We start from the raw sequence: 22117 nt of genomic DNA on the forward strand, positions 1-22117 counted from the left end.
TCAGGCCGCCCACGCCGTCGAGTTGACCGGTAACGAGTCCAGGAACAGCGCGCCCGCCAGGAGCCCCGCACTTCCGCGCGGGCTCCACGCGCGCGCGTGCAGGTCGGTGTCGAAGGCGGTCAGGGCCTCCGCGCCGGCCGGCGTGGCCGTGCCGCCCGCCTCCAGGACACCCCGCGCCCCCGCCTGGACGTGGCGCAGGCCCAACGGGCCCACGGCGTGCAGGAGTTCGGTGTCCTGGAGGGTGGACATCACCGTGAGCAGGGCGTCGAGGCGGGCCTGTGTCTCCGTCGCCCCGGCCGCGCGGGTCGTGGCGAGGGTGTCCAACGCCCGCCGTACGTGCGGGAATCCGGCCTTGGCCTCGCCCCGCGCACCGGCCGCGCCGTACTTCGCCGAGATCGACGAGCCGCGCGAGGGCCTGCGCGGGGCGCGGCGGTCGGGGTGGGCGGCGATGCGCTTGGCGGTCGCGGCGACGTCCTTGGCCCCCGCGTGGGGGTCCAGGGCGGCCGCCGCGACCAGCAGGCCCAGCGCCCACAGGGCACCGCGGTGGCCGCCGCCGGCGAGCGCCACGGAGTGCTCGGTGCAGCGGCCGATCGCGCCGAGTTCCGCGCGGAGCACGGAACTCGGCTCGCCCGTGCGGCGGGCGGACGCCGCCATCGCCGCGAGGCCGGGTGTCAGCGCCTTGGCGGACCAGCGCAGGGCGCGGTGGTCCACGCGGGTCGTACGGGCGGCCAGGTCACGCGGGTCGGGCAGGCCCGGCTTGGGAGCCAGCGCCAGTTGCCCGGTGAGCGCGTGCACGGCGGCCCGCGCCAGTGCCTCGTCCTCGCGGCTCTGCATCGTCGTACCTTACGAGGAGGCGGAGGCCGAAGGGGAGGGGCTGTCGCTGGGCGGTGTGCCCGTGGGGGCGTCGCTCGGGGGCGTACCGCCTCCGCCGCTGCCCGCGCCCGTGCTCTCGGCGTCCGGGTCGACGCCGAGGGTCAGTGAACCCTTGTACCCCTTGGACGGGTCCTTCTTGTGCACGGCCTTGAGGGTGAGCAGGCCGCTGGCGGCGCCACCGCCGTCGTAGACCATGTCGTCGGCGAGGACGGTGTACGAGCCCGTGTGCTTGGCGTATGGGTCGAGGGTGAAGATCTCCTCGGCGATGTCGTCGGCGAAGAACAGCTGGCCGGTGTAGTTGACCTTGCCGCCCTCGTAGGTGCCGTCCTCCTTCTCGCCGCCGGTGTGCACCTTCACGTGGATGTGGCAGGTGCGGGGCGTGTACCAGCCCGGGAAGATCGTCTCGAACTTGACGACCCCGTTGGCGTTGGCGACCTGGTAACCCCGGAGGTACGTCTGGTCGTTGGCGGAGTCGCCCTCCTCGCTCTCCGCGGGGGCCGAGCCGCCCGGGTTGGCGGTGGTGTAGCCGGAGTAGTAGCCCCAGGCGTCGCAGTGCCAGATCTCCACGGCCGCGCCCTTGACCGGGGTGCAGCCGTCCGTGGCGTCGACGACGGTCAGCCGCAGGGTGAGCGGGACGCCCGCCTTGCCCTCGGTGATGTCCTTGCGCACCAAGGCACCGTCGAGGTAGTAGGGGCCCTCCGTGACGCTCGTCATCAGCGTCATGCACTCACTGCTGGTCGAACTGGCCGAGGCCGTCGCGTCCGCGTCGGTCGTGGTGTCGGCTGTGTCGGCGAACGCCGACTGGAACCCCGCGGCGACCAGCCCGCCGGCCGCGACCGTCCCGCCGGTCACAGCGAGGGCGCGGCGCCGGCTGATGGTTCTGTCTGTGTGTTTTCCCGTCATGATCGCGAAGTTATGGACGGCAGCCGTCAGGGGCATGGGCCTGAGCTGTGCGCGAGGTAAGAATCCTCAGAAACCTGTAGTCGCCCGGATCCGGCCGCTCCCGGCCGACTACACCGCCATCAACGGCGCGTCCTTCCGCCACTTCAGGATCTTGTCGAAGCTCACCACCGCTCCGCCCACGCCCGGCTTGTTGCCGATGTGGACGTGGTCGGCGAGTTCCTGGATGAGACACAGGCCGCGGCCGTTCTCGGCCTCGCTCGGGGCCGGGCGGACGGACTGCGTGCGGGCGAAACCGGGTCCCGAGTCCGCGACTTCGATACGGCACTTCTCGCCGTCGAGGTAGGCGGTGACCCGGTACGCCTCCGTGGGCGCGCCGTGCGCGGTGTCGCCGCCGTGCTCGACGGCGTTGGCGCACGCCTCGCTCAGGGCGACGGAGAGGTCGTAGGAGATGTCCGGGTCGACGCCCGCGGTCTCCATCGTGCCGAGAAACAGTCGCCGGGCGAGTGGCACGCTCGCGGCCTCGCGCCTCAGATGGAGTGACCACCAGATGCTCATGCTCCAGCCTCCCGGCCGCGGCTCGACATAGTGATACCTATTGCCGCCAGTGCCCCTGTGTAAGCACGGAGTTGACGTGATGCCGCCCATATGGGCGATGCGTCCCAAACGTAATTGGTGTATCCGGAGGTAGCTCACGTCGGAGAGTGATCTTTGTGACCTACGACACACTATGGCCTCGGTGGTGCGGACCTGCCGTATGGCGGCGACAAGGCCGGTGCGATGATGAGCCCGCCATGACTGCCCCCCACCCGAGTACGGCGCGCTCCGGAGGTGAACTCCGGGTCCTGCGGGCCGCGGTGTTCGCCGCGGTCTGTGTCGTGCTGGCCGCGGCCGGTCACGCGATCGCCTCCTGCGCGACCGTTCCGCTGTGGACACTGGGCGCGGGCTTCCTCGCGACCTTCCTCGTCGTGACGCCGCTCGCCGGGCGGGCGCGCTCGCTGCCGGGGATCGTGCTGCCGCTCGCGGTCGGACAGACCGTGCTGCACACGCTGTTCGGGCTCGGGCAGAGCGCCGGCACGTCGGCCACGGGCACCTTGTCCGCGTCCGACGCCACGCTCGTCGCGCGCGCCGCGCATCTCCTGTGCGGGACCACCGCCGCGGCGATCAGCCCGGCGCAGGCCCACCAGATCCTCACCGACGCGCGGCTCCTGCCGACTTCGGGCTCGATGAGTTCGATGAGCGGCATGGGGTCGATGCATCACCCGGCGGACGCCATGTCCACCTCCGCCGCCTCCTCGATGTCGCTTTTCCCGTCCCTGTCCATGCTGCTCGGTCACGTCCTCGCGGCGCTCGCCGCGGGCTGGCTGCTGCGGCGCGGGGACCTGGCGCTGCTGCGCCTGATGGAACTGTCGGCGCACGGAGTCGCCGAAGGGGCGCTCGTACGGTCCCTGCGCGGGGCCCTCGCCCTGGTGTGCGCCCTGCGGGCCGGGCTGCCGGGGGCGCCCGAAGTGGGCCCGCGTCCGCTGCGTAGCGCCCTGTTCGCGCCGCCCGCGCCGCACACCACCGCACTCCAGCACTCGGTGATCCGCCGCGGCCCGCCGGCCGCCGCCGCACACATCCTCGCCGCCTGACGCGACGCGACCACCGACCCGCACTCCCTATCTGTGCGTGAAGAGGCCGCCGTCGTGCGGCACACGCGCGTGCCCGTGTTCTTCAGCCGGGAAACCACTGACGCACCCGGGACACCACGCGCCCCTCTTCACCACCGGAACTCACTCGAACTCGAAGTGGAGTGCTCCTTTCCATGAAGGCCATGCAGTCTTTGAAGACCTCTCGTGTCGTCGCCGCCGCTGCCGTCGCCGGTTCGGCCGTGCTCGTCCTGTCCTCCCCCGCCTTCGCGCACGTCTCCGTGCAGCCGGAGGGCGCAGCCGTCAAGGGCGGCTACGCGGTCGTCGACTTCAAGGTCCCGAACGAGCGTGACGACGCCTCGACCACCAAGCTGGAAGTGACCTTCCCGACCGACCACCCGCTCGCTTCCGTGATGCCGGAGCCGATCAGCGGCTGGACCGTCAAGGTCACCAAGTCGAAGCTCGCCAAGCCGGCCGAGATGCACGGCGAGACGATCACCGAGGCCGTCACCAAGGTCACCTGGACCGCGACCGGCAAGGGCGTCGAGCCCGGCTACTTCCAGAAGTTCCCGGTCTCCGTCGGCATGCTGCCCACGGACGCCGACCAGCTCGTCTTCAAGGCGCTGCAGACGTACTCCGACAAGCAGGTCGTGCGCTGGATCGAGGTGCAGAAGGACGGCGAGGAGGAGCCCGAGAACCCGGCTCCGACGCTCACGCTGACCTCCGCCTCGGCCTCCGGCGCGACCGCCGAGGACGCCTCCGAGAAGACCGGGACCACCGCAGCCGACTCCACCTCGTCGTCCGCCGACTCCTCCGACACCACCGCCCGCGTCCTCGGCGTGGTCGGCATCGCCGTCGGCGCGGCGGGCGTGGCGTACGGCGTTCTCGCCGGCCGACGGCGTACGACCGTCTGAGGCCCGTCCGCTCATGGTGCGCACAGGGGTCCGTGCGACTCTTGCGTACGACCCCGGTGCGCGCCGGAGCTCTCACAACTGGGACATTTCTCTATGCGCAAGAAGACGTTCGCGGCGGCCGTTCTGCTCGCCGCCGCCACCCTGACGCTCTCCGCCTGCGGCAGCGGCGACGACGGCAAGAGCCCCGTCTCCGTGGTCTCCGAGGACACCGCGACCCAGGCCGCCACCGTGCTCGACACCCCGTTCGAGAAGCCGGACCTGGTCCTCACGGACACGCACGGCAAGAAGTACGACTTCCGGGCGGAGTCCAAGGGCCGGCCGACGCTGATCTACTTCGGCTACACCCACTGCCCCGACATCTGCCCGCTGACGATGAACAACATCGCCGTGGCCAAGAAGTCGCTGCCCAAGGCCGAGCAGGACAAGCTGCTGGTCGTGTTCGTCACCACCGACCCGGCGCGGGACACCCCCTCCGAGCTCGGCAAGTGGCTCAAGGGCATCGACACCCAATTCGTCGGCCTGACCGGCGACTTCGCCACCATCCAGGCCGGCGCCCGCTCGATCGGCATCTCCATCGAGCCGACCTCGAAGGACAAGAACGGCAAGCTGGTCTCCGTCCACGGCACCCAGGTCGTCGCGTTCTCGCCGAAGACCAACGGCGGTTACCTGCTCTACGGCCAGGACACCACCGTCGACGACTACACCAAGGACCTCCCCAAGATCGTCAAGGGGGAGACGCCGTGAGACACGCGGCCGCGTCCTTTGTCGTAGTGCTGGCGGGGGCGCTGGTCCTCACCGGCTGCGGCGGCTCGGACGACGCGAAGGCCCAGCTCTCCGTCAGCTCCGCCTACATGCCCCAGCCGGTCTCGGACATGGCGGCGGGCTTCCTGGACATCGCCAACAAGGGCGGTGCGAAGGACGAGTTGACGTCCGTCACCAGCGACCTCGGCCCGGTCTCCGTGCACGAGACGGTCGGCCAGGCGATGGAGGAGGTGACGTCCCTCGATGTGCCCGCACACGGTCAACTCGTGTTCAAGAGCGGGGGCAACCACCTGATGTTCGACAAGCTGAAGCACACGCTGAAGCAGGGCGACAGCGTGACCGTGAAGCTGCACTTTGCCAAGTCCGGCCCTCTCACGGTTGAGATGCCCGTGAAGTCGGCCACGTACAACCCCACGACCGGGCACTGAGGGAGGGACCCCCACCTTGAAGACGACCATCACCCCCCGCGTCCGCAATCTGGTGCTGCTGCTCCTGGCTGTCACCGGCATGCTCTTCGCCGGGGCGGGCACGGCCTCCGCGCACGCCGCGCTGACCGGCAGCGACCCCAGTTCGGGGGTGGTGGTCGCCAAGGCTCCGACGCAGATCTCGCTCACCTTCTCCGAGAAGGTCTCGACCAACGACGACTCGCTGCGCGTGCTCAACCCGAAGGGCAAACGCGTCGACGTCGGCAAACCGTCCAACATCAGCGGTACGACGTACGCCACCCAGGTCCGCAGCGGCCTGCCCGACGGCACCTACACGGTGGCCTGGCAGGTCGTGTCGGCCGACAGCCACCCCGTCGGCGGCGCCTTCACCTTCTCGATCGGGTCCCCTTCGAAGACGGTCGTCTCCGCGTCGGCCGAGCAGGACGTCGGCGGCGGGCTCGTCGGCGGGCTGTACGGCTTCGGGCGCTACATGTCGTACGCCGGCTTCATCGTCATGGTGGGCGGCGCCGCCTTCATCCTGGCGTGCTGGCAGCGGGGCGCCGGAGTGCGCGCCCTGCAGCGGCTGGTGGTCTCCGGCTGGGTCTCGCTCACCGCGGCCACACTCTGGCTGCTGCTCCTGCGCGGCTCGTACTCGACCACCGGGAAGGTCGGCGACATCTTCGACCTGAACCTCCTCGGCCAGGTCCTCCAGACCAAGACCGGCGCGGCCCTCGTCTCCCGGCTCCTTCTCCTCGCCGCCGCCGCGCTGTTCATCGCCGTGCTCTTCGGGGCGTACGACAAGCGGGAGGACGAGGAAAAGCGGGACCTGACTTTCGGTCTGGCGATCGGCGGCGGTGTGGTGGCCGCCGGGCTCGCGGCGAGCTGGGCGCTGGCCGAGCACGCCTCGACCGGGCTGCAGCCCGGCATCGCGATGCCCGTCGACGTGGTCCACCTGCTGGCCGTCGCCATCTGGCTCGGCGGGCTCTCCGCCCTCCTCGTCTCGCTCTACCGGGCCCCCGTCGACAACCTGGTCGGGCGGGCGGCCGTACAGAACTTCTCGCGCATCGCGTTCGGCAGTGTCCTCGCGCTCGTCGCGACCGGCATCTACCAGTCCTGGCGCCAGCTCGGCTCCTGGTCGGCGTTCACCGACACCGGCTACGGCCAGCTGCTGCTCGTGAAGATCGGCCTCGTGGCGCTGCTCGTCGGCATCGCGTCGATCTCCCGGCGCTGGACGGCGCGGCTGGCGGAGACCACCGCGACGGCCGGGACAGTCGTCGAGAAACGTGCGCCGGAGAAGGAGAAGGCACACGCCAGCGCGTCCACGAAGACCGCCGACTCCAGCGCTACGACGTCCGCCGAGGCCAGTGCCTCCAGCGCTACGGCCTCCGCCAAGGCCGGTGTCGCCGGCGCCACCGCGTCGGCCGAGGCCGGCTCCGATGGGGCCGCGTCCACCAAGGGCGCCGGTTCCGGGGCGCCCGGTGACTCCAAGCGCGCCGCTCAACTCGCCCGCCAGCAGAGCGCCGTGGACACCGCGCGGCAGAAGCGGCTGCGGGACGCCGACCCGGTCCGCTTCGGGCTGCGCCGCTCGGTGCTCGCCGAGGCCGCCGTCGCGGTCGTCGTCCTCGCCGTCACCACGGCCCTGACGGCCACCGAACCGGGCCGCACGGAGGAGGACGCCAAGGCGGCCAAGTCCTCCTCCTCGTCCTCTTCTTCGTCGTCCGCCGGCGCCCTGACCCTGGACATGTCGTTCGACACCGGGGGCACGGACGGCAAGGGCGTCATACGCCTCGACCTCGACCCCGCGCGTGTGGGCGGCAACGAGATGCACGTCTATGTGCAGCGCCCCAACGGCCGGGCCTTCGACGTCCCCGAGGTGAAGGTCGCCTTCACCCTCGCCGCGAAGAAGATCGGCCCGCTGCCCGTGACGCCCGACCGCATCACCACCGGGCACTGGGCCGCGAACGGAATCCAGATCCCCATGGCGGGCGACTGGAAGATCTCGGTGACCGTGCGGACCTCCGACATCGACCAGACGACCGTCGACAAGAACGCGCAGATCGGCTGAACCACGCCATGCCTGACCAGTCCATTCCCGAGGCCCGTATCGCAGAGGCATCCCCCGGGGAGGCCGTTTCCGAAAACGCCTCCCCCAGGGAGGGCATTTCCCGCCGACGGCTCCTCGGTACGGCCGGTGCCACCGGGCTCGTGCTCGGTGCGGCGGGCGGGGCCGTGGGATACGCGTCCGCGCCCGCCGGGGCCACACCGCTGACCTCGCTGGGCGAGGACATGGCAATGTTTCACGGGAAACATCAGCCCGGCATCACCGAGGCCCTCCAGGCGCGCGGCCATCTCGTCGCCTTCGACCTGGCGGCGGGCGCGAGCCGCAAGGAGGCGGCGGCCCTGCTGCGCCGCTGGTCGACGACCGCCCAGCGGCTGATGGCGGGCGAGGCGGCGACGCAGGACGACACGGATGTCGCCCGGGACGCGGGCCCCTCGTCGCTGACGATCACCTTCGGCTTCGGCAACTCCTTCTTCTCCCGTACGGGACTGGAGAAGCAGCGCCCGGCCTCCCTCGACCCGCTGCCCGACTTCTCCTCCGACCACCTCGACAAGGCGCGCAGCAACGGCGACCTGTGGGTGCAGATCGGCGCCAACGACGCTCTGGTGGCCTTCCACGCCCTGCGCACGATCCAGAAGGACGCGGGCAGCGCGGCCAAGGTCCGCTGGCAGATGAACGGGTTCAACCGGACGCCGGGTGCCACGGCCCACAAGATGACGGCCCGCAATCTGATGGGCCAGCTCGACGGCACCCGCAACCCCAAGCCCACGGAGTCCGACTTCGACAAGCGGATCTTCGTGCCGGCGTCCGGTTCGACCGACCCGGCCTGGATGGCGAACGGCTCCTACGCCGTCGTACGCCGTATCCGCATGCTCCTCGACGACTGGGAGAAACTCTCGACCGGCGCCCAGGAGAACGTCGTCGGGCGCCGCAAGTCCACTGGGGCGCCCCTGTCCGGGGGCGGCGAGACGACCGCGATGGACCTGGAGAAGACCGACGCGAAGGGCGCCCTGGTCGTCCCCATCAACGCGCACGCCCGGATCGCCCGGCCCGACCAGAACGGGGGTGCGGCGATGCTGCGGCGCCCGTTCTCCTACCACGACGGCATCGCCGCGGACGGCACCCCGGACGCCGGGCTCCTCTTCGTCTGCTGGCAGGCCGACCCGTTGCGCGGCTTCGTCACCGTGCAGCGGAAACTCGACCGCGGGGACGCCCTGTCGACGTACATCCGCCACGAGGCGAGCGGCCTGTTCGCGGTGCCGGGCGGGGCGGCGGAGGGCGAGTACGTGGGGCAGCGGTTGCTGGAGGGGTGAGGCCGTCGCCTTGAAGGGGCGGTGACTGGTGGAGGCGGGAGCCGTCGCCCTGACGGGTGGCCGGTCCGGGAAGCGTGCGCCCGGTTTCGCAAGGCCCATTAGGGTGAGGTCATGCCAGCCAGCTACGCGTATCTCGGCCCTGAGGGCACCTTCACCGAAGTCGCCCTGCGGACGCTTCCCGAGGCGGCCACCCGGGAGCTGATCCCGTACGTGTCGGTGCAGTCCGCGCTGGACGCGGTGCGCACCGGTGAGGCCGAGGCCGCGTTCGTGCCGATCGAGAACTCCGTCGAGGGCGGCATCACCACCACCCTGGACGAGCTGGTCGCGGGCGCGCCGCTGATGATCTACCGCGAGGTGCTGCTGTCGATCACCTTCGCGCTGCTGGTCAGGCCGGGCACGAAGATCTCCGACATCAAGACGGTCTCCGCGCACCCCGCCGCCCAGCCGCAGGTCCGCAACTGGATGAAGGCGAACCTCCCGGACGCCCTGTGGGAGTCGGCGGCCTCGAACGCGGACGCCGCCCGGCTGGTCCAGGAGGGCCGCTACGACGCCGCGTTCGCCGGTGAGTTCGCGGCCGCCCGGTACGGTCTCGAAGCTCTGGAGACCGAGATCCACGACGCGGAGAACGCGCAGACCCGGTTCGTGCTGGTGGGCAGGCCCGCCCGCCCGGCCGCCGCGACCGGCGCGGACAAGACGTCGGTCGTGATCTGGCAGCGCGACGACCACCCCGGCGGGCTGCGTGACCTGCTGGGCGAGTTCGCCACCCGGGGCATCAACCTCATGCTGCTGCAGTCCCGCCCGACCGGCGCCGGCATCGGCAACTACTGCTTCTGCATCGACGCCGAGGGACACATCTCCGACCGCCGGGTCGCCGAGGCGCTGGCGGGGCTCAAGCGGATCTGTCTCCAGGTGCGCTTCCTCGGGTCGTACCCGCGCGCGGACGTCGGCGTGGACGGGGTGCGGCCGCTGTTCCCGGCCACCTCGGACGAGGATTTCCTGGCCGCGGCCGACTGGGTCGCGCACTGCCAGGACGGCCGTTTCTGACCGGTAGTACCTGTGTGGCGTCCCGGTACTACCTGCGTATCTTCGTTATCCACAGAAGTTATCCACAGGTCCGCTTCTCGACCTGGGGACAAGTCGACAACGAAGTGCGATCCAGTCGACAAATCTCCCTACAGGCCGCCCACTCGTCCACCGGGGCGTAGGTCACTCTTCGTCCACCCGTTTCCTTCGGGCAATCCTATGGAGCGACACATTTCCACCCGAAAGTGGGTGGGAGGTGCGTTTGGGACAGGAATTGCCCGTCGCGCGAAACCCTTTGGAAATGATCATTTTCGATGTCCACAGATCTTTCGCACACCCTGTGGATAACTCTTCCGGGATGTGGATTCCTGTGGACAACCGCGCCCTCAAGTCCCGTTTCCCACAAGGGATTCGGGTCAACAGGCCGCCTCGCGCCTGCCCCGTTCCAGGGAGCGGGACGCCTTTTCGTTGACCCGCATCGACCTGCGGGAACACTCTCCGCAATTACCCCATAACTGGACGTAAGCAATAGTTCGGAATACCGAGTCGTGAGCCGGAACCCGGCACCGGTAGCCTGTTCCGCGTGATTGACCTTCGCCTGCTCCGTGAGGACCCCGACCGTGTGCGCGCGTCCCAGCGCGCCCGTGGAGAGGACGTCGCGCTCGTCGACGCTCTCCTGTCCGCCGACGAGCGGCGCAGGTCGTCCGGCGTCCGCTTCGACGAGCTGCGCTCCGAGCAGAAGGCGCTCGGCAAACTCATCCCCAAGGCCTCCGGCGACGAGAAGGCCGAGCTGCTCAAGAAGACGGGCCAGCTCGCCGCCGACGTCAAGGCGGCCGACGCCGAGCAGCACGAGGCGGACGAGGAGACCAAGCGCCTCGCGCTCCAGCTCGGCAACCTCGTGCACCCCGACGTGCCCGTCGGCGGCGAGGAGGACTTCGTCGTCCTGGAGACGCACGGCACGATCCGCGACTTCGCCGCCGAGGGCTTCGAGCCCAAGGACCACCTGGAACTCGGCGAGTCGCTCGGCGCCATCGACGTCGAGCGCGGCGCCAAGGTCTCCGGCTCGCGCTTCTACTACCTCACCGGCGTCGGCGCCCTCCTGGAGCTGGCGCTCGTCAACGCGGCGATCGCGCAGGCCACGGAGGCCGGCTTCATCCCGATGCTGACCCCGGCGCTGGTCCGCCCGCGCGCCATGGAGGGCACCGGCTTCCTCGGCCAGGCCGCGGAGAACGTGTACCACCTGGAGAAGGACGACTTCTACCTCGTCGGCACCTCCGAGGTCCCCCTCGCCGCTTACCACATGGACGAGATCCTCGACGCGGACAAGCTCCCGCTGCGCTACGCGGGCTTCTCCCCGTGCTTCCGCCGCGAGGCCGGCACATACGGCAAGGACACGCGTGGCATCTTCCGCGTGCACCAGTTCGACAAGGTCGAGATGTTCTCGTACGTCCTCCCCGAGGACGCGGAGAACGAGCACCAGCGGCTCCTGGACTGGGAGAAGCAGTGGCTCACCGCCCTCGAACTGCCCTTCCAGGTCATCGACGTGGCCTCGGGCGACCTCGGTTCGTCGGCGTCCCGCAAGTTCGACTGCGAGGCGTGGATCCCGACCCAGGGCAAGTACCGCGAGCTGACCTCGGCCTCCAACTGCGACAGCTTCCAGGCCCGCCGGCTGTCCGTGCGGCTGCGCGACGGCAAGAAGGTCCAGCCGCTGGCCACGCTCAACGGCACGCTGTGCGCCGTACCGCGCACGATCGTGGCGATCCTGGAGAACCACCAGCTGCCCGACGGTTCCGTGCGCGTGCCCGAGATGCTGCGTCCGTATCTCGGCGGCCGTGAGCTGCTGGAGCCGGTCGCCAAGTGAGCACCGGCTTCCCGTACAAGCTGGTCGCGACCGACCTCGACGGAACGCTCCTGCGCTCCGACGAGTCGGTCTCGCCGCGCACCCGTGCCGCCCTCGCGGCGGCCGCGGAGGCCGGTGCCGCGCACATCGTGGTGACCGGCCGCGGGGTCCCCTGGACCCGGCACATCCTCGACGACCTCGGCTACGACGGCCTCGCGGTCTGCGGCCAGGGCGCCCAGGTCTACGACGCCGGGGAGCACCGCCTGCTGACGTCGGTCACCCTGGACCGCCAACTCGCCGGGGTGGCACTCGCCAAGATCGAGGCGGAGGTCGGCCCGCTGTACCTCGCGGCGAGCCGGGACGGCCTGGACGGCGAGGTGCTGGTCAGCGACGGTTACGCGCTCACGGGCACGCTGCCGTCGACGCCCCTCTCGGACGTGTCCGAGCTGTGGGCGGCGCCGCTGAACAAGATCTACATCCAGCACCCGACCCTCACGGACGACCAGCTCGCCGAGGCGGCGCAGCTGGCCGCGGGCGGTTTCGTCTCGGTCGCGATGGCGGGCGAGGGCATCGTCGAACTGCTTCCGCTGGGCCTGTCCAAGGCCACGGGCCTGTCCATCGCGGCCCGCCGCCTGGGCCTGAAGTCCGCCGACACGATCGCCTTCGGCGACATGCCCAACGACATCGCGATGTTCGCCTGGGCGTCCCACGGCGCGGCGATGGCCAACGCGCATGAGGAACTCAAGGCGGTGGCGGACGAGGTGACGGCGTCGAACGAGGACGACGGGATCGCGGTGGTGCTGGAGCGGTTGCTCGCGTAGGTGTGGGCAACCGCCCCAGCGCAGGATGCCCCCGGCAGTGGGGGCGAAAGGGAAGGCGGCCCACGCGATAATGAGTCGCGTGCTCGAAGCGGCCGCCCCGGGCAGCTCCCCGTGGTGGGCGACTCGACGGAGGGTAACTACTCCGGAGACCGCCGCGGGCTGCCCTGAAGGGAGTTGGACGTCCTGTCGTGCATCGACATCGTCCAGCTCCTCTCCCAGTCGGTGGCGCCGGCTGATCCGGCGTCGACACAACAACTGTGCCTGTACGCCGAGTTGGACGCCACCGAATAAAAGGGCAGCCGCGTGACGCCTACCGCCGCCGCCACTTCCGCCGCCGCGCCTTGCTGAAGAACCACCCCGCGGGCGGCTCGTCAGAGCGCCACGGCTGGGGCTCGGGAGACTCGGTGCGCCAGCGCGCCGCGAGCATCCGCGCGCGGGCGGACGGCTCGGCCGTCTCGGCGGACCGTATGAAGTCGTCGTCCAGGACCAGCTTGTCCCAGCCGTCCCCGGACTCCGCCTGGCCGCCGCCGTACGTCGCCTCTCCGGCCATCCCCGTTCCTCCTAGCCGTGCGTCCTGTTTGCCCAGTGTGCCCGGACAGAGATGAAGCCCCCGTCAAGATCAGGACCTGTCACTCCTCGCCGGCGAGCTTCAGCGAGCGCAGCTTCTGTCCGGCGTACCAGGTGGCTCCCGCGGTGACCGCGACGAGGAACACCGTGGCCGTGGTCAGTCCGACGTCCGAGGTGACCAGGTCTCCGCCGGCGACCTTGTGGGCGACGGCCAGGGACCACTGCTGGACGCTGAGCGTGCGGGCGCCGGCGACCAGGGAGCCGAACAGGGCTTCCCAGACGAGGGCGTAGACGAGTCCGAAGACCACCGCGTGCCGGGAGACCGTGCCGAGCAGCAGGAAGAGTGCCGCGTACGCGATGGAGGCGACCAGGGCGGCGACCGTGTAGGCGACGGCGATCTGCTGGCCGTTGCCGTTGAGGATGAGGCCGGCGATCAGCATGGGGACCGCCGAGAACACCATGGTGACGGCGACCGCCACGATCAGCTTGGTGAAGATGATCGTGGGCCGCTTCAGCGGCTTGGACAGCAGGTACACCACGGAGCCGTCGTCGATCTCCGGTCCGATCGCGCCGGTGCCCGCGATGACGCCGATGATCGGCACCATCGTGGCGAGCCCGAGCCCGCCCAGGACGTCGACCGCGGTCTGGTCGTCGGCGCCGGTGAGGCCCCGCACCACCACGGAGATCATGATCAGCAGGAAGGGCAGGGCGCCCAGGATGAGGGCCCGGCGCCGGCCGAGCAGGGCCCGGTACGTGAGTCGGGCGACTGTGGGGTCGTACATCTCTTGGCCTCCTACGCCGCGACGAGATACGAGAAGACTGATTCGAGCGACTCGTCGGACGGCGAGACCGTGAGCAGCCGGATGCCGTGGTCCTTGGCCACCCGGGGCAGCAGGGCCGTGAACCGGCCGAAGTCGACGGCCTGGATGCGCAGCGCGCCCTCGGCCAGGTCGACCTCGATGCCGGACGTCGACGGGTCGGCGATCAGGGCGGCCGCGAGGGCGCGGTCGTCGCTGGAGCGGACCAGGTAGCGGTGCGGGCGGTCGGTCATCAGGCGGCGGATCTTGCGGAAGTCACCGCTGGCCGCGTGCCGGCCGGCCACCACCACCTCGATGTGCCAGGCGAGTTGCTCGACCTCTTCGAGGATGTGGGACGAGAACAGCACCGTGCGGCCCTCGTCGCCCATCCGCCGCAGCAGGTCCATGAGCTGCATGCGCTGGCGCGGGTCCATGCCGTTGAACGGCTCGTCGAGCAGGAGCAGCGACGGTTCGTGGACCAGGGCGGACGCCATCTTCACGCGCTGGCGCATGCCCTTGGAGTATGTGGAGATCTTGCGGTCCTGCGCGTACTCCATCTCGACCGTGGCCAGCGCCTTCTGGGCGGCCTTGGCGCCGAGGCCGTGCAACTCGGCGTTGGCGACGACGAATTCACGTCCGGTGAGGAAGTCGTACATCGCCTCGCGCTCGGGGACGATGCCGATGTGCTTGTAGATCTGTTCGTTGCGCCAGACCTGCTGGCCGTCGAGGGTGACGGTGCCGGTGGAGGGGGCGAGGAAGCCGCCCATCATGTTGATGAGGGTGGACTTTCCGGCGCCGTTGGGGCCGAGGAGTCCGGTGACGCCGGGACCGACGTTCATGGTGATGTCGTTGACGGCGACCACGTTGCCGAACCAGCGGGAGACGTGGTCGATGGAGAGCGTGGTCACAGGCCCACCTTCCGGTAGCGGCGGATCAGGAGGCCGTAGGTCGCGGCGATGAGGCCCAGGACGGCGAGGACGTAGACGACGCCTTCCGCGTGGCTGGGGCCGACGCCTCCGGGGAACGCCGAACTCGCGCCCAGGAACGCCGACTGCAGGCCGTCGATGAGGGTGACGGGCGAGAAGAGGCCGATCCAGGGGATGGCGCTCGTGGAGTTCTGCGCGTCGGCGATCGCCTGGAGGGTGGAGACGGCGCCGGAGGAGACGGTCAGTACGGCGATGACGGCGGCGATGCCGAAGCCGCGGCGCGGGGTGACCGCGGCGATGACCAGGCCGATGCCGGCGAAGAGCAGCGAGAGGAGGGTCACGGACACGAGTCCCTGGGCGAAGCCCTTGGTCTGGTCGGCGAAGTCAAGCTTGGCCAACAGGGCGCCTACGTAGAGCACGATCAGCGGGGCCCCGGTCAGGATGAGCATGGCCGAGGCCAGGGCCGCGAACTTGGCCCGCACGTAGTCGGCGGTCTCGATCGGCCGCGAGAAGTACAGCGGCACGGTCTTGAAGCGCAGGTCGCGGGAGACCGACTGGGGTGCCTGCGAGGCGACGTACAGGCCGATGACGGCCTGCATGATGATCGCGTAGCGCGTGTAGTCGACGGGCAGGTCCTTGGCCTTCGTGGCGACCGCGACGGCCACCATGATGGCCGCGGGCACGCACATGACCACGAACAGCAGCATCGGCAGCACCTTGGACTTCACCGAGCGGCCGAGGCCGTACGAGCCGCGCAGGGACTGCGAGTAGAGGGAGCGGCGGGCGTAGGCGCGGCCCAGGCGGGGGCCGTCGTAGTGGCGGTAGCCGATGTTGTGGATGCGGGTCTGGTCGCCCGGCTGGGGGACCAGGGGCTGGTCAATTGCCATGGCCTACGGCCTCCTTCCGCTCTGCGTAGCTGTCGGTGCCGGTGTCGGCGTCGGTGAAGACCTCGGAGATGTGGTGCCTGCGCTGCTCCATGCGCACAAGGCCCAGACCGAGGTCCGCGATCGTGTCCCGGACCACGTCGTACGTCTCCTCGCCCGTGGCCGTCAGGAGGAGGACGTGGCCCGCGCCCGGCAGGCCGCTGCCGTCGTGGGTGTCCACCCCGCGCGCGTGGAGCGCGTCGCGCACCGCGCGGGTGCCGTCCGGGTGGTCGTCGGTGTCGGTGACCTCGATCGCCAGGGTCGTCGTGGTCTGGGTGAAGTCCGTGGTGGAACTGGAGCGCAGGAGCTTGCCGCCGTCGACCACGATCACGTGGTCGCAGGTGCGCTCCAGCTCGCCCAGCAGGTGCGAGGTCACCAGCACCGAGATGCCGAAGTCCGTGTGGATGCGGCGGATGAGGCCGAGCATCTCGTCGCGGCCGACCGGGTCGAGGCCGTTGGTCGGCTCGTCCAGGAAGACCAGCTGCGGGTCGTGGACGAGGGCCTGCGCGAGCTTGACGCGCTGCTTCATGCCCGTCGAGTAGCCGCCGATGGGGCGGTAGCGCTCCTCGTACAGACCGACATGGCGCAGGGTGTCCGCGGTGCGCTCGCGGGCCGCGGTGGGCGGCAGGCCGGACATGCGCGCCATGTGGACGACGAACTCGGTGGCCGAGACGTCGGGCGGCAGACAGTCGTGCTCCGGCATGTACCCGACGCGCTCGCGGATGTCGGCACCCTTGGTGGCGACATCGAGGCCGAGCACTTCGGCTCGGCCCTCGGAGGCGGGGGACAGACCCAGCAGGATCTTGATCAAGGTGGACTTGCCGGCTCCGTTGGCACCGACGAGCCCCGTCACACCGGGTCCGACGTCCACGGAGAGCCGGTCAAGCGCGGTCACCCGGGGGAACCGCTTGCTCAGGCTTTCGGTCGCGATCACAGTCACGTCTACGAAGGTAGTGACGCGGACCACTGCGGTCGTCACCCCGCAGAGCTGTCCTCACGTCAGACTCCAGACGTACGGGCCCGTAGGGGATGCCCTGCTTGAGGGCTACGCGGCGTCACCCTCGCACTTGTCCACAGGTGGAGATCGCGGCTATTGACGGAGCCTCTAACAACTGTCACATTCACCAGTGTCAAGTTGCGAGCACGTACCGCAGTCGGTGTGGACAGGTGGGGCGGTGGCATGACTACGGCGGTGACACGCGAACTCTCCGCGGAACTGCGGGGGTTCAGAGAGGTCCAGCGGCTGGCGTACGAATGCGCCGAGGCCGTCGCGGACCGGTTGGAACCCGGGGTGACCGAGCGCGACGCGGCGCGGATGCAGCGGTCGTGGCTGCGCGCGCGGGGTGTGCGGGACTGGTTCCATCTGCCCTTCGCCTGGTTCGGCGACCGCACGGCGTTCACCAACTTCCGGGTGCCGCTGCAGTTCTTCCCCACGGGCCGCCGTCTTGAGCCCGGGATGCCGTTCATCCTGGACATGGCTCCCGTGCACAAGGGCTTCACGGCCGACATCGGCTACTCGGGCTCCCTGGGCGCCAACCCCGTGCAGGACCGGCTGATGGCCGACCTGGAGGCACACCGCGCGCTGCTCCTGCGCGAGGTGCGCGAGCGGCGCCCGCTGCGCGAGATCTACGAGGACGTGGACCGCCTCATGGTCCGCCAGGGCTATGCCAACCGGCACCGCGCGTACCCCTTCGGCGTGATCGCGCACAAGGTCGACCGGGTCGCCGAACGCCCTTGGTCCCCGCGCCTGTTCGGGTTCGGCACCCAGTCCCTGAAGGGCCTCGCGAGCGACGCGCTGCACGGCCACCGCGACGGCTGGTCCCCGCTCTGGTCGCCGTACCGCTTCTCCGACCATCCCCCGCACCCGGGCCTGTGGGCGGTCGAACCGCATCTCGGATTCCGGGGCACAGGCGCCAAGTTCGAGGAGATCCTCGTCGTCACCGACTCCAAGGACCCCGAACAGAGCGCCTTCTGGCTCGACGACGATCTGCCGCACGTGCGGCGCTGGGCGGAGGACAAGTGACGCTTGAGGGTGCGCGTGAGCGCTGGGTGCGGACCGGCGGAGTCGAGCTGTGCGTGGCCGAGCTGGGGGACCCCTCGCGCCCCACGGTCGTCCTGGTGCACGGCTACCCCGACAGCAAGGAGGTGTGGACCCAGGTCGCGTCCCGGCTCGCGGACCGCTTCCACGTCGTCCTCTACGACGTCCGGGGCCACGGCCGTTCGACGGCACCGGAGCCGCTGCGGGGCGGGTTCACCCTGGAGAAGCTCACGGACGACTTCCTGGCGGTCGCGGACGCGGTCAGCCCGGACCGGCCCGTGCACCTCGTAGGGCACGACTGGGGCTCGGTGCAGTCCTGGGAGTTCGTCACCGTCGAGCGCACGGTGGGCCGGATCGCCTCCTTCACATCGATGTCCGGACCGTCCCTCGACCACTTCGGGCACTGGATCAACAAGCGCCTGACCCGGCCCACCCCGCGCCGCGTCGGCCAACTCCTCGGCCAGGGCGCCAAGTCCTGGTACGTGTACCTGCTGCACACGCCCGTGCTGCCCGAACTCGCCTGGCGCGGCCCCCTGGGCAAGCGCTGGCCGAAGATCCTGGAGCGCGTCGAGAAGGCCCCCAGCGGCGACTACCCCACGTCGTCGCTCCCCACGGACGCGGCCCACGGCGCCTGGCTGTACCGGGACAACATCCGCGCCAGGCTGCGCAGGCCACGCCCCGACGCATACGCGCACGCGCCCGTGCAGCTCGTCACGCCCCTGGGGGACGCGTTTCTCTCCGAGAAGCTCTACGACGAACTGGAGCTGTGGGCGCCGGGGGCGGTGCGCCACACGCTGCCCGACAAGCACTGGATCCCGCGCACCCGCCCCGATCAACTGGCGTCCTGGATCACGGAGTTCGTGACCACCCATGAGGGTGAGCGCCCCAGGTCGACGCCGGCGACCGGCAAGTACGTCGAGCGGTTCGGCGGGCAGCTCGTGCTGGTCACGGGTGCGGGCAGCGGCATCGGGCGGGCCACGGCGTTCGCGTTCGCCGAGTCCGGCGCGCGCGTGGTGGCCGTCGACCGGGACGCGGAGAGCGCGGCCCGCACCGCCGAACTGGCCCGGCTGATCGGCGCCCCGGAGGCCTGGGCGGAGACGGTCGACGTCTCCGACGAGCAGGCCATGGAGAAGCTCGCAGCGAAGGTCGCCGCCGAGTACGGCGTGGTGGACGTCCTGGTGAACAATGCCGGAATCGGACTCTCCGGTTCCTTCTTCGACACGACCCCGGAGGACTGGAAGAAGGTCCTCGACGTCAACCTGTGGGGCGTGATCCACGGCTGCCGCCTCTTCGGGAAGCAGATGGCCGAGCGCGGCCAGGGCGGCCACATCGTCAACACGGCCTCGGCGGCGGCGTTCCAGCCCTCCAAGGTGCTGCCCGCCTACAGCACCTCCAAGGCGGCCGTGCTGATGCTCAGCGAGTGCCTGCGCGCGGAACTCTCCGGCCAGGGGATCGGCGTCTCGGCGATATGCCCCGGCCTCGTCAACACCAACATCACCTCGACCGCGCACTTCGCCGGGGTCGACGCCGCCGAGGAGAAACGGCGCCAGAAGAAGTCGGCGCGGCTCTACGGGCTGCGGAACTACCCGCCGGAGAAGGTCGCCGACGCGATCCTGCGGGCCGTCGTGCGCAACGAGGCCGTCGTGCCCGTCACCCCGGAAGCGCGCGGCGCCCATCTGATGTCCCGGTTCGCCCCGCGCGCGTTGCGGGCGATGGCCCGCCTGGAGCCGCCGCTGTGACCTCCGAGAGCGAGCAGCACGCCATCGCCCCGCGCCGGGTCTCCTTCGACTGGTCGCGCACGCCCTTGCACTGGATACCGGACGAGCCGACCGCCACCCATGTCATCAACGTGCTGCATCTGCTGCTGCCGGCGGGGGAGCGGTGGTTCGTGAAGGTCTTCAAGGAGGGCCTGCCGCTGGTCGGGGACCCCGAACTCCTCGCGGACGTCAAGGGGTTCATGGGCCAGGAGGCCACCCACAGCGTCCAGCACGCGCACGTGCTGGACCATCTCGCGGCCCAACGGCTCGACACCACCGACTTCACCCGGCACGTCGACTTGCTCTTCGAACGGCTCCTTGGCGAACGCCCGCCGCTCGGGGCGCCGTTGCCGGAGCGGGAGTGGCTGCGCTTCCGGCTGTCGGTCGTCGCGGCGATCGAGCAGTTCACGGCGGTGCTGGGCGACTGGATACTCGCCGCCGAGGCCCTCGACCGGTCCGGCGCGGACGCGATCATGCTCGATCTGCTGCGCTGGCACGGCGCCGAGGAGGTCGAACACCGCGCGGTCGCCTACGACATGTTCCAGCACTGCGGGGGCCACGGCCTCCCCCGCTACACCCGCCGTCTCGTCGGCATGGCGGTCACCGCGCCCGTGATGCTCTCCCTGTGGGCCTGGGGCACGGCCTACTTGATCCGCCACGACCCCCAACTCGCGGGCCGCGTCCGCTACTCGCTCACCGAACACAACAGGGCCGTACGAAAAGGCCTGTTGCCCACCTGGCGCTCACTCGGCGCGGCCGTCCCCCGCTATCTGCGGCGCTCCTACCACCCGTCGCGGGAAGGGTCGTTGAACCGGGCGGTGGAGTACCTGAAGCGCTCACCTGCGGCACGGGTGGGGGCTGCGTGAACACCGGGTCGGATTCGGGCTCCGGCCCCCGCGAAGCCGCCTACCGCATCGAGGACCTCGCGCACCTCAGCGGCGCCACCGTCCGCACGATCCGTGCCTACCAGGACCGCGGCCTGCTCCCCCGCCCCGAGCGGCGCGGCCGGGCCAACGTGTACGCCGATGTCCATCTCGCCCGGCTCCGGCAGATCGCGGACCTGCTCGACCGCGGCTACGGCCTGGCCTCCATCAAGGAGTTGCTGAACGCCTGGGACGCGGGCCGGGGGCTGGGCGGGGTGCTCGGGCTGGCCGCCGAGGTGGACGGGCCGTGGACCGACGAGGAGGCGGTCCGGATCTCGCGCGCCGAGCTGGAACAGCGCTTCGGCGGCAGCCCGGACGACGCCGCAGTCGCCGAAGCCGTCGAACTCGGCGTACTGGAACCGGTCCCCGGAGACACCGACTCCTTCCTCGTGCCGAGCCCCCAAGAGCTGGCGGTGGCCGTCGAGTTGTACGCCTCGGGGGTTCCGCTGCCCGCGATCTCGTCCCACCTGAGGGAGTTGAGGGTCCAGGTAGAGCACATCGCCTCCCGTTTCCTGGAGTTCACCACCGAGCACGTCTTCGCCCGCTACCTCGACGGATCGCACCCTCCGACGGACGCGGACGCGACCGAAGCGGCCTCACTCGTACGACGGCTGCGGCCCCTCGCGCAGCAGACCGTGGACGCCGAACTCGCCCGCGCGATGCGCCTGTTCGCCAACCGGACCCTGCGCCGGCACCTCGGTGCGGCGGAACCTCCGCGGTCCGTGTCCTCGTCACGTTCCGTGGCCGTGCCCGAGACGACAATGCGGGCTGTGGAGGGGTTGGTTGGCCCGGCGAAGGCCGCCGAGTTCATCGCGCTGGCGGCTGAACGGGAGCTGCGGGCAAGGGCGTTGGATGCGCTCATGCCAAGGTGTGGGCCCCCAGCTGATCTTGACGAACAGGTGTGACATGACAGGGAGTTGTCCACAGAAACGCCAATTCCCCTGTGGATAACTACAGTTGGTTGTGGATCAAACATCGGCCGCAAAATAAAGTGCGTGATCCACGTCTCTCCCATCATGCTGACCGGATGGATGAAAGACGCACCGTCAAAGTGTCGAAGTACCTCTCCAAGCATCTGCGCCACCAGCCCGAGCGGATCGGGCTCACCCTCGACGAGGCCGGCTGGGTCGAGATTGACACGCTGATCGCCGCCTGTGCCGCACACGGGTTCCGGTTCGACCGCCAAGAACTCGACCACGTGGTGGCCACGAACGACAAGCGCCGCTTCGCGATCGAGGGCACCCGTATCCGCGCCAGCCAGGGCCACAGCATCGAGGTCGACCTCGGCCTGCCCCCGGCCACCCCGCCGCCGTACCTCTTCCACGGCACGGTCGCACGCAACCTGGACGCGATCCGGGCCGAGGGTCTCCGGCCCATGAACCGCCATGCCGTCCACCTCTCCGCCGACCGGGAGACCGCGACCCGCGTCGGCGCCCGCCGCGGCCGGCCCGTCGTGCTCTCCGTGGACGCGGGCGCGATGCACAAGGACGGCCATGTGTTCCGGGTCAGCGAGAACGGGGTCTGGCTCACGGAGGCCGTACCCGTGCGGTATCTACGGTTCCCCGCACCCCACTGATCCCGCACCGCCCGAGGACTACCGCCCCCGGTATGGCCTCGGCCGCACCAAG

The 22117-nt window shown here is 70.3% G+C and carries 22 protein-coding genes; 14 read left to right on the plus strand and 8 right to left on the minus strand.

Annotated elements, in window-relative coordinates:
* The 3 genes from ACGFY9_RS00055 to ACGFY9_RS00065 all read right to left on the minus strand — a co-directional run bounded on the left by ACGFY9_RS00055 (window position 1) and on the right by ACGFY9_RS00065 (window position 2331).
* Complete coding sequence (locus tag ACGFY9_RS00055; RefSeq protein WP_393750365.1) at window positions 1-834, minus strand: triphosphoribosyl-dephospho-CoA synthase; 834 nt, start codon at window positions 832-834, stop codon at window positions 1-3.
* A 9-nt stretch (window positions 835-843) separates the two neighbouring features.
* Complete coding sequence (locus tag ACGFY9_RS00060; RefSeq protein WP_393750367.1) at window positions 844-1776, minus strand: intradiol ring-cleavage dioxygenase; 933 nt, start codon at window positions 1774-1776, stop codon at window positions 844-846.
* A 108-nt stretch (window positions 1777-1884) separates the two neighbouring features.
* Entirely contained in the window at window positions 1885-2331 is a 447-nt protein-coding gene (locus ACGFY9_RS00065; protein ID WP_019055063.1) for an ATP-binding protein, read from the minus strand.
* Window positions 2332-2567: 236 nt separating this feature from the next.
* On the opposite strand from ACGFY9_RS00065, the gene ACGFY9_RS00070 reads away from it, so the two are divergent.
* From ACGFY9_RS00070 to ACGFY9_RS00110, 9 genes are all read left to right on the plus strand, one after another.
* A complete protein-coding gene (locus tag ACGFY9_RS00070) occupies window positions 2568-3404 on the plus strand; it encodes a hypothetical protein (protein ID WP_393750369.1) in 837 nt (278 codons plus the stop codon).
* A 173-nt stretch (window positions 3405-3577) separates the two neighbouring features.
* Window positions 3578-4315 (plus strand): YcnI family protein, encoded by a 738-nt coding sequence (locus tag ACGFY9_RS00075; protein ID WP_393750371.1) that lies wholly within the window; start codon window positions 3578-3580, stop codon window positions 4313-4315.
* Between the two features lie 93 nt (window positions 4316-4408).
* Window positions 4409-5059: an SCO family protein gene (locus ACGFY9_RS00080; protein ID WP_393750373.1), complete on the plus strand. Its 651-nt coding sequence runs from the start codon at window positions 4409-4411 to the stop codon at window positions 5057-5059.
* Window positions 5056-5505, plus strand: coding sequence for a copper chaperone PCu(A)C (locus ACGFY9_RS00085; protein WP_393750375.1), 450 nt, complete (start codon window positions 5056-5058; stop codon window positions 5503-5505). Before ACGFY9_RS00080 ends, ACGFY9_RS00085 begins: the two co-directional genes overlap by 4 nt.
* A gap of 16 nt (window positions 5506-5521) precedes the next feature.
* Window positions 5522-7567, plus strand: a complete 2046-nt coding sequence (locus tag ACGFY9_RS00090) for a copper resistance CopC/CopD family protein (RefSeq protein ID WP_393750377.1) — start codon at window positions 5522-5524, stop codon at window positions 7565-7567.
* An 8-nt stretch (window positions 7568-7575) separates the two neighbouring features.
* Window positions 7576-8874, plus strand: coding sequence for an iron uptake transporter deferrochelatase/peroxidase subunit (gene efeB, locus ACGFY9_RS00095; RefSeq protein ID WP_393750379.1), 1299 nt, complete (start codon window positions 7576-7578; stop codon window positions 8872-8874).
* A gap of 111 nt (window positions 8875-8985) precedes the next feature.
* Entirely contained in the window at window positions 8986-9918 is a 933-nt protein-coding gene (pheA, locus tag ACGFY9_RS00100; RefSeq protein WP_393750381.1) for a prephenate dehydratase, read from the plus strand.
* Window positions 9919-10480: 562 nt separating this feature from the next.
* Window positions 10481-11758, plus strand: coding sequence for a serine--tRNA ligase (serS, locus tag ACGFY9_RS00105; RefSeq protein WP_393750383.1), 1278 nt, complete (start codon window positions 10481-10483; stop codon window positions 11756-11758).
* Window positions 11755-12558, plus strand: a complete 804-nt coding sequence (locus ACGFY9_RS00110; protein ID WP_393750385.1) for an HAD family hydrolase — start codon at window positions 11755-11757, stop codon at window positions 12556-12558. The genes serS and ACGFY9_RS00110 overlap by 4 nt, the downstream gene beginning before the upstream one ends.
* Window positions 12559-12868: 310 nt before the next feature.
* Here ACGFY9_RS00110 and ACGFY9_RS00115 read toward each other — a convergent pair whose 3' ends face one another.
* From ACGFY9_RS00115 to ACGFY9_RS00135, 5 genes are all read right to left on the minus strand, one after another.
* Window positions 12869-13108 carry a hypothetical protein gene (locus tag ACGFY9_RS00115; protein ID WP_393750387.1) on the minus strand — a complete coding sequence of 80 codons (240 nt, stop codon included), beginning with the start codon at window positions 13106-13108 and terminating at the stop codon, window positions 12869-12871.
* A gap of 79 nt (window positions 13109-13187) precedes the next feature.
* Window positions 13188-13907 (minus strand): ABC transporter permease, encoded by a 720-nt coding sequence (locus ACGFY9_RS00120; RefSeq protein WP_365301098.1) that lies wholly within the window; start codon window positions 13905-13907, stop codon window positions 13188-13190.
* 11 nt (window positions 13908-13918) lie between these two features.
* Window positions 13919-14830 carry an ABC transporter ATP-binding protein gene (locus tag ACGFY9_RS00125; protein WP_393750389.1) on the minus strand — a complete coding sequence of 304 codons (912 nt, stop codon included), beginning with the start codon at window positions 14828-14830 and terminating at the stop codon, window positions 13919-13921.
* Window positions 14827-15735: an ABC transporter permease subunit gene (locus tag ACGFY9_RS00130; protein ID WP_393750391.1), complete on the minus strand. Its 909-nt coding sequence runs from the start codon at window positions 15733-15735 to the stop codon at window positions 14827-14829. The genes ACGFY9_RS00125 and ACGFY9_RS00130 overlap by 4 nt, the downstream gene beginning before the upstream one ends.
* The gene (locus ACGFY9_RS00135) at window positions 15725-16705 is read right to left on the minus strand and encodes an ABC transporter ATP-binding protein (protein ID WP_393751721.1); all 981 of its coding nucleotides are present in this window, start codon (window positions 16703-16705) and stop codon (window positions 15725-15727) included. The genes ACGFY9_RS00130 and ACGFY9_RS00135 overlap by 11 nt, the downstream gene beginning before the upstream one ends.
* A gap of 246 nt (window positions 16706-16951) precedes the next feature.
* On the opposite strand from ACGFY9_RS00135, the gene ACGFY9_RS00140 reads away from it, so the two are divergent.
* The 5 genes from ACGFY9_RS00140 (at window position 16952) to ACGFY9_RS00160 (ending at window position 22065) form a co-directional block, all read left to right on the plus strand.
* Entirely contained in the window at window positions 16952-17794 is an 843-nt protein-coding gene (locus ACGFY9_RS00140; protein ID WP_393750393.1) for a M24 family metallopeptidase, read from the plus strand.
* On the plus strand, window positions 17791-19548 hold the full coding sequence (locus ACGFY9_RS00145) for an SDR family oxidoreductase (RefSeq protein WP_393750395.1): 1758 nt from the start codon (window positions 17791-17793) through the stop codon (window positions 19546-19548). The genes ACGFY9_RS00140 and ACGFY9_RS00145 overlap by 4 nt, the downstream gene beginning before the upstream one ends.
* Entirely contained in the window at window positions 19545-20432 is an 888-nt protein-coding gene (locus ACGFY9_RS00150; protein WP_393750397.1) for a metal-dependent hydrolase, read from the plus strand. Before ACGFY9_RS00145 ends, ACGFY9_RS00150 begins: the two co-directional genes overlap by 4 nt.
* Entirely contained in the window at window positions 20429-21394 is a 966-nt protein-coding gene (locus ACGFY9_RS00155; RefSeq protein WP_393750399.1) for a MerR family transcriptional regulator, read from the plus strand. The genes ACGFY9_RS00150 and ACGFY9_RS00155 overlap by 4 nt, the downstream gene beginning before the upstream one ends.
* Before the next feature lie 122 nt (window positions 21395-21516).
* Complete coding sequence (locus ACGFY9_RS00160) at window positions 21517-22065, plus strand: RNA 2'-phosphotransferase (RefSeq protein ID WP_393750401.1); 549 nt, start codon at window positions 21517-21519, stop codon at window positions 22063-22065.
* Window positions 22066-22117 lie beyond the last annotated feature (52 nt).

The sequence above is a fragment of the Streptomyces sp. NPDC048504 genome, from assembly GCF_043200035.1.
Lineage (GTDB): Bacteria > Actinomycetota > Actinomycetes > Streptomycetales > Streptomycetaceae > Streptomyces.

Coding starts and splice junctions, on each gene's coding strand:
- ACGFY9_RS00115 (WP_393750387.1), bottom strand. CDS start 13,108: ATGGCCGGAGAGGCGACGTACGGCGGCGGCCAGGCGGAGTCCGGGGAC.
- ACGFY9_RS00065 (WP_019055063.1), bottom strand. CDS start 2,331: ATGAGCATCTGGTGGTCACTCCATCTGAGGCGCGAGGCCGCGAGCGTG.
- ACGFY9_RS00060 (WP_393750367.1), bottom strand. CDS start 1,776: ATGACGGGAAAACACACAGACAGAACCATCAGCCGGCGCCGCGCCCTC.
- ACGFY9_RS00140 (WP_393750393.1), top strand. CDS start 16,952: ATGACTACGGCGGTGACACGCGAACTCTCCGCGGAACTGCGGGGGTTC.
- ACGFY9_RS00160 (WP_393750401.1), top strand. CDS start 21,517: ATGGATGAAAGACGCACCGTCAAAGTGTCGAAGTACCTCTCCAAGCAT.
- ACGFY9_RS00055 (WP_393750365.1), bottom strand. CDS start 834: ATGCAGAGCCGCGAGGACGAGGCACTGGCGCGGGCCGCCGTGCACGCG.
- efeB (WP_393750379.1), top strand. CDS start 7,576: ATGCCTGACCAGTCCATTCCCGAGGCCCGTATCGCAGAGGCATCCCCC.
- ACGFY9_RS00130 (WP_393750391.1), bottom strand. CDS start 15,735: ATGGCAATTGACCAGCCCCTGGTCCCCCAGCCGGGCGACCAGACCCGC.
- ACGFY9_RS00080 (WP_393750373.1), top strand. CDS start 4,409: ATGCGCAAGAAGACGTTCGCGGCGGCCGTTCTGCTCGCCGCCGCCACC.
- pheA (WP_393750381.1), top strand. CDS start 8,986: ATGCCAGCCAGCTACGCGTATCTCGGCCCTGAGGGCACCTTCACCGAA.
- ACGFY9_RS00070 (WP_393750369.1), top strand. CDS start 2,568: ATGACTGCCCCCCACCCGAGTACGGCGCGCTCCGGAGGTGAACTCCGG.
- ACGFY9_RS00075 (WP_393750371.1), top strand. CDS start 3,578: ATGAAGGCCATGCAGTCTTTGAAGACCTCTCGTGTCGTCGCCGCCGCT.
- ACGFY9_RS00120 (WP_365301098.1), bottom strand. CDS start 13,907: ATGTACGACCCCACAGTCGCCCGACTCACGTACCGGGCCCTGCTCGGC.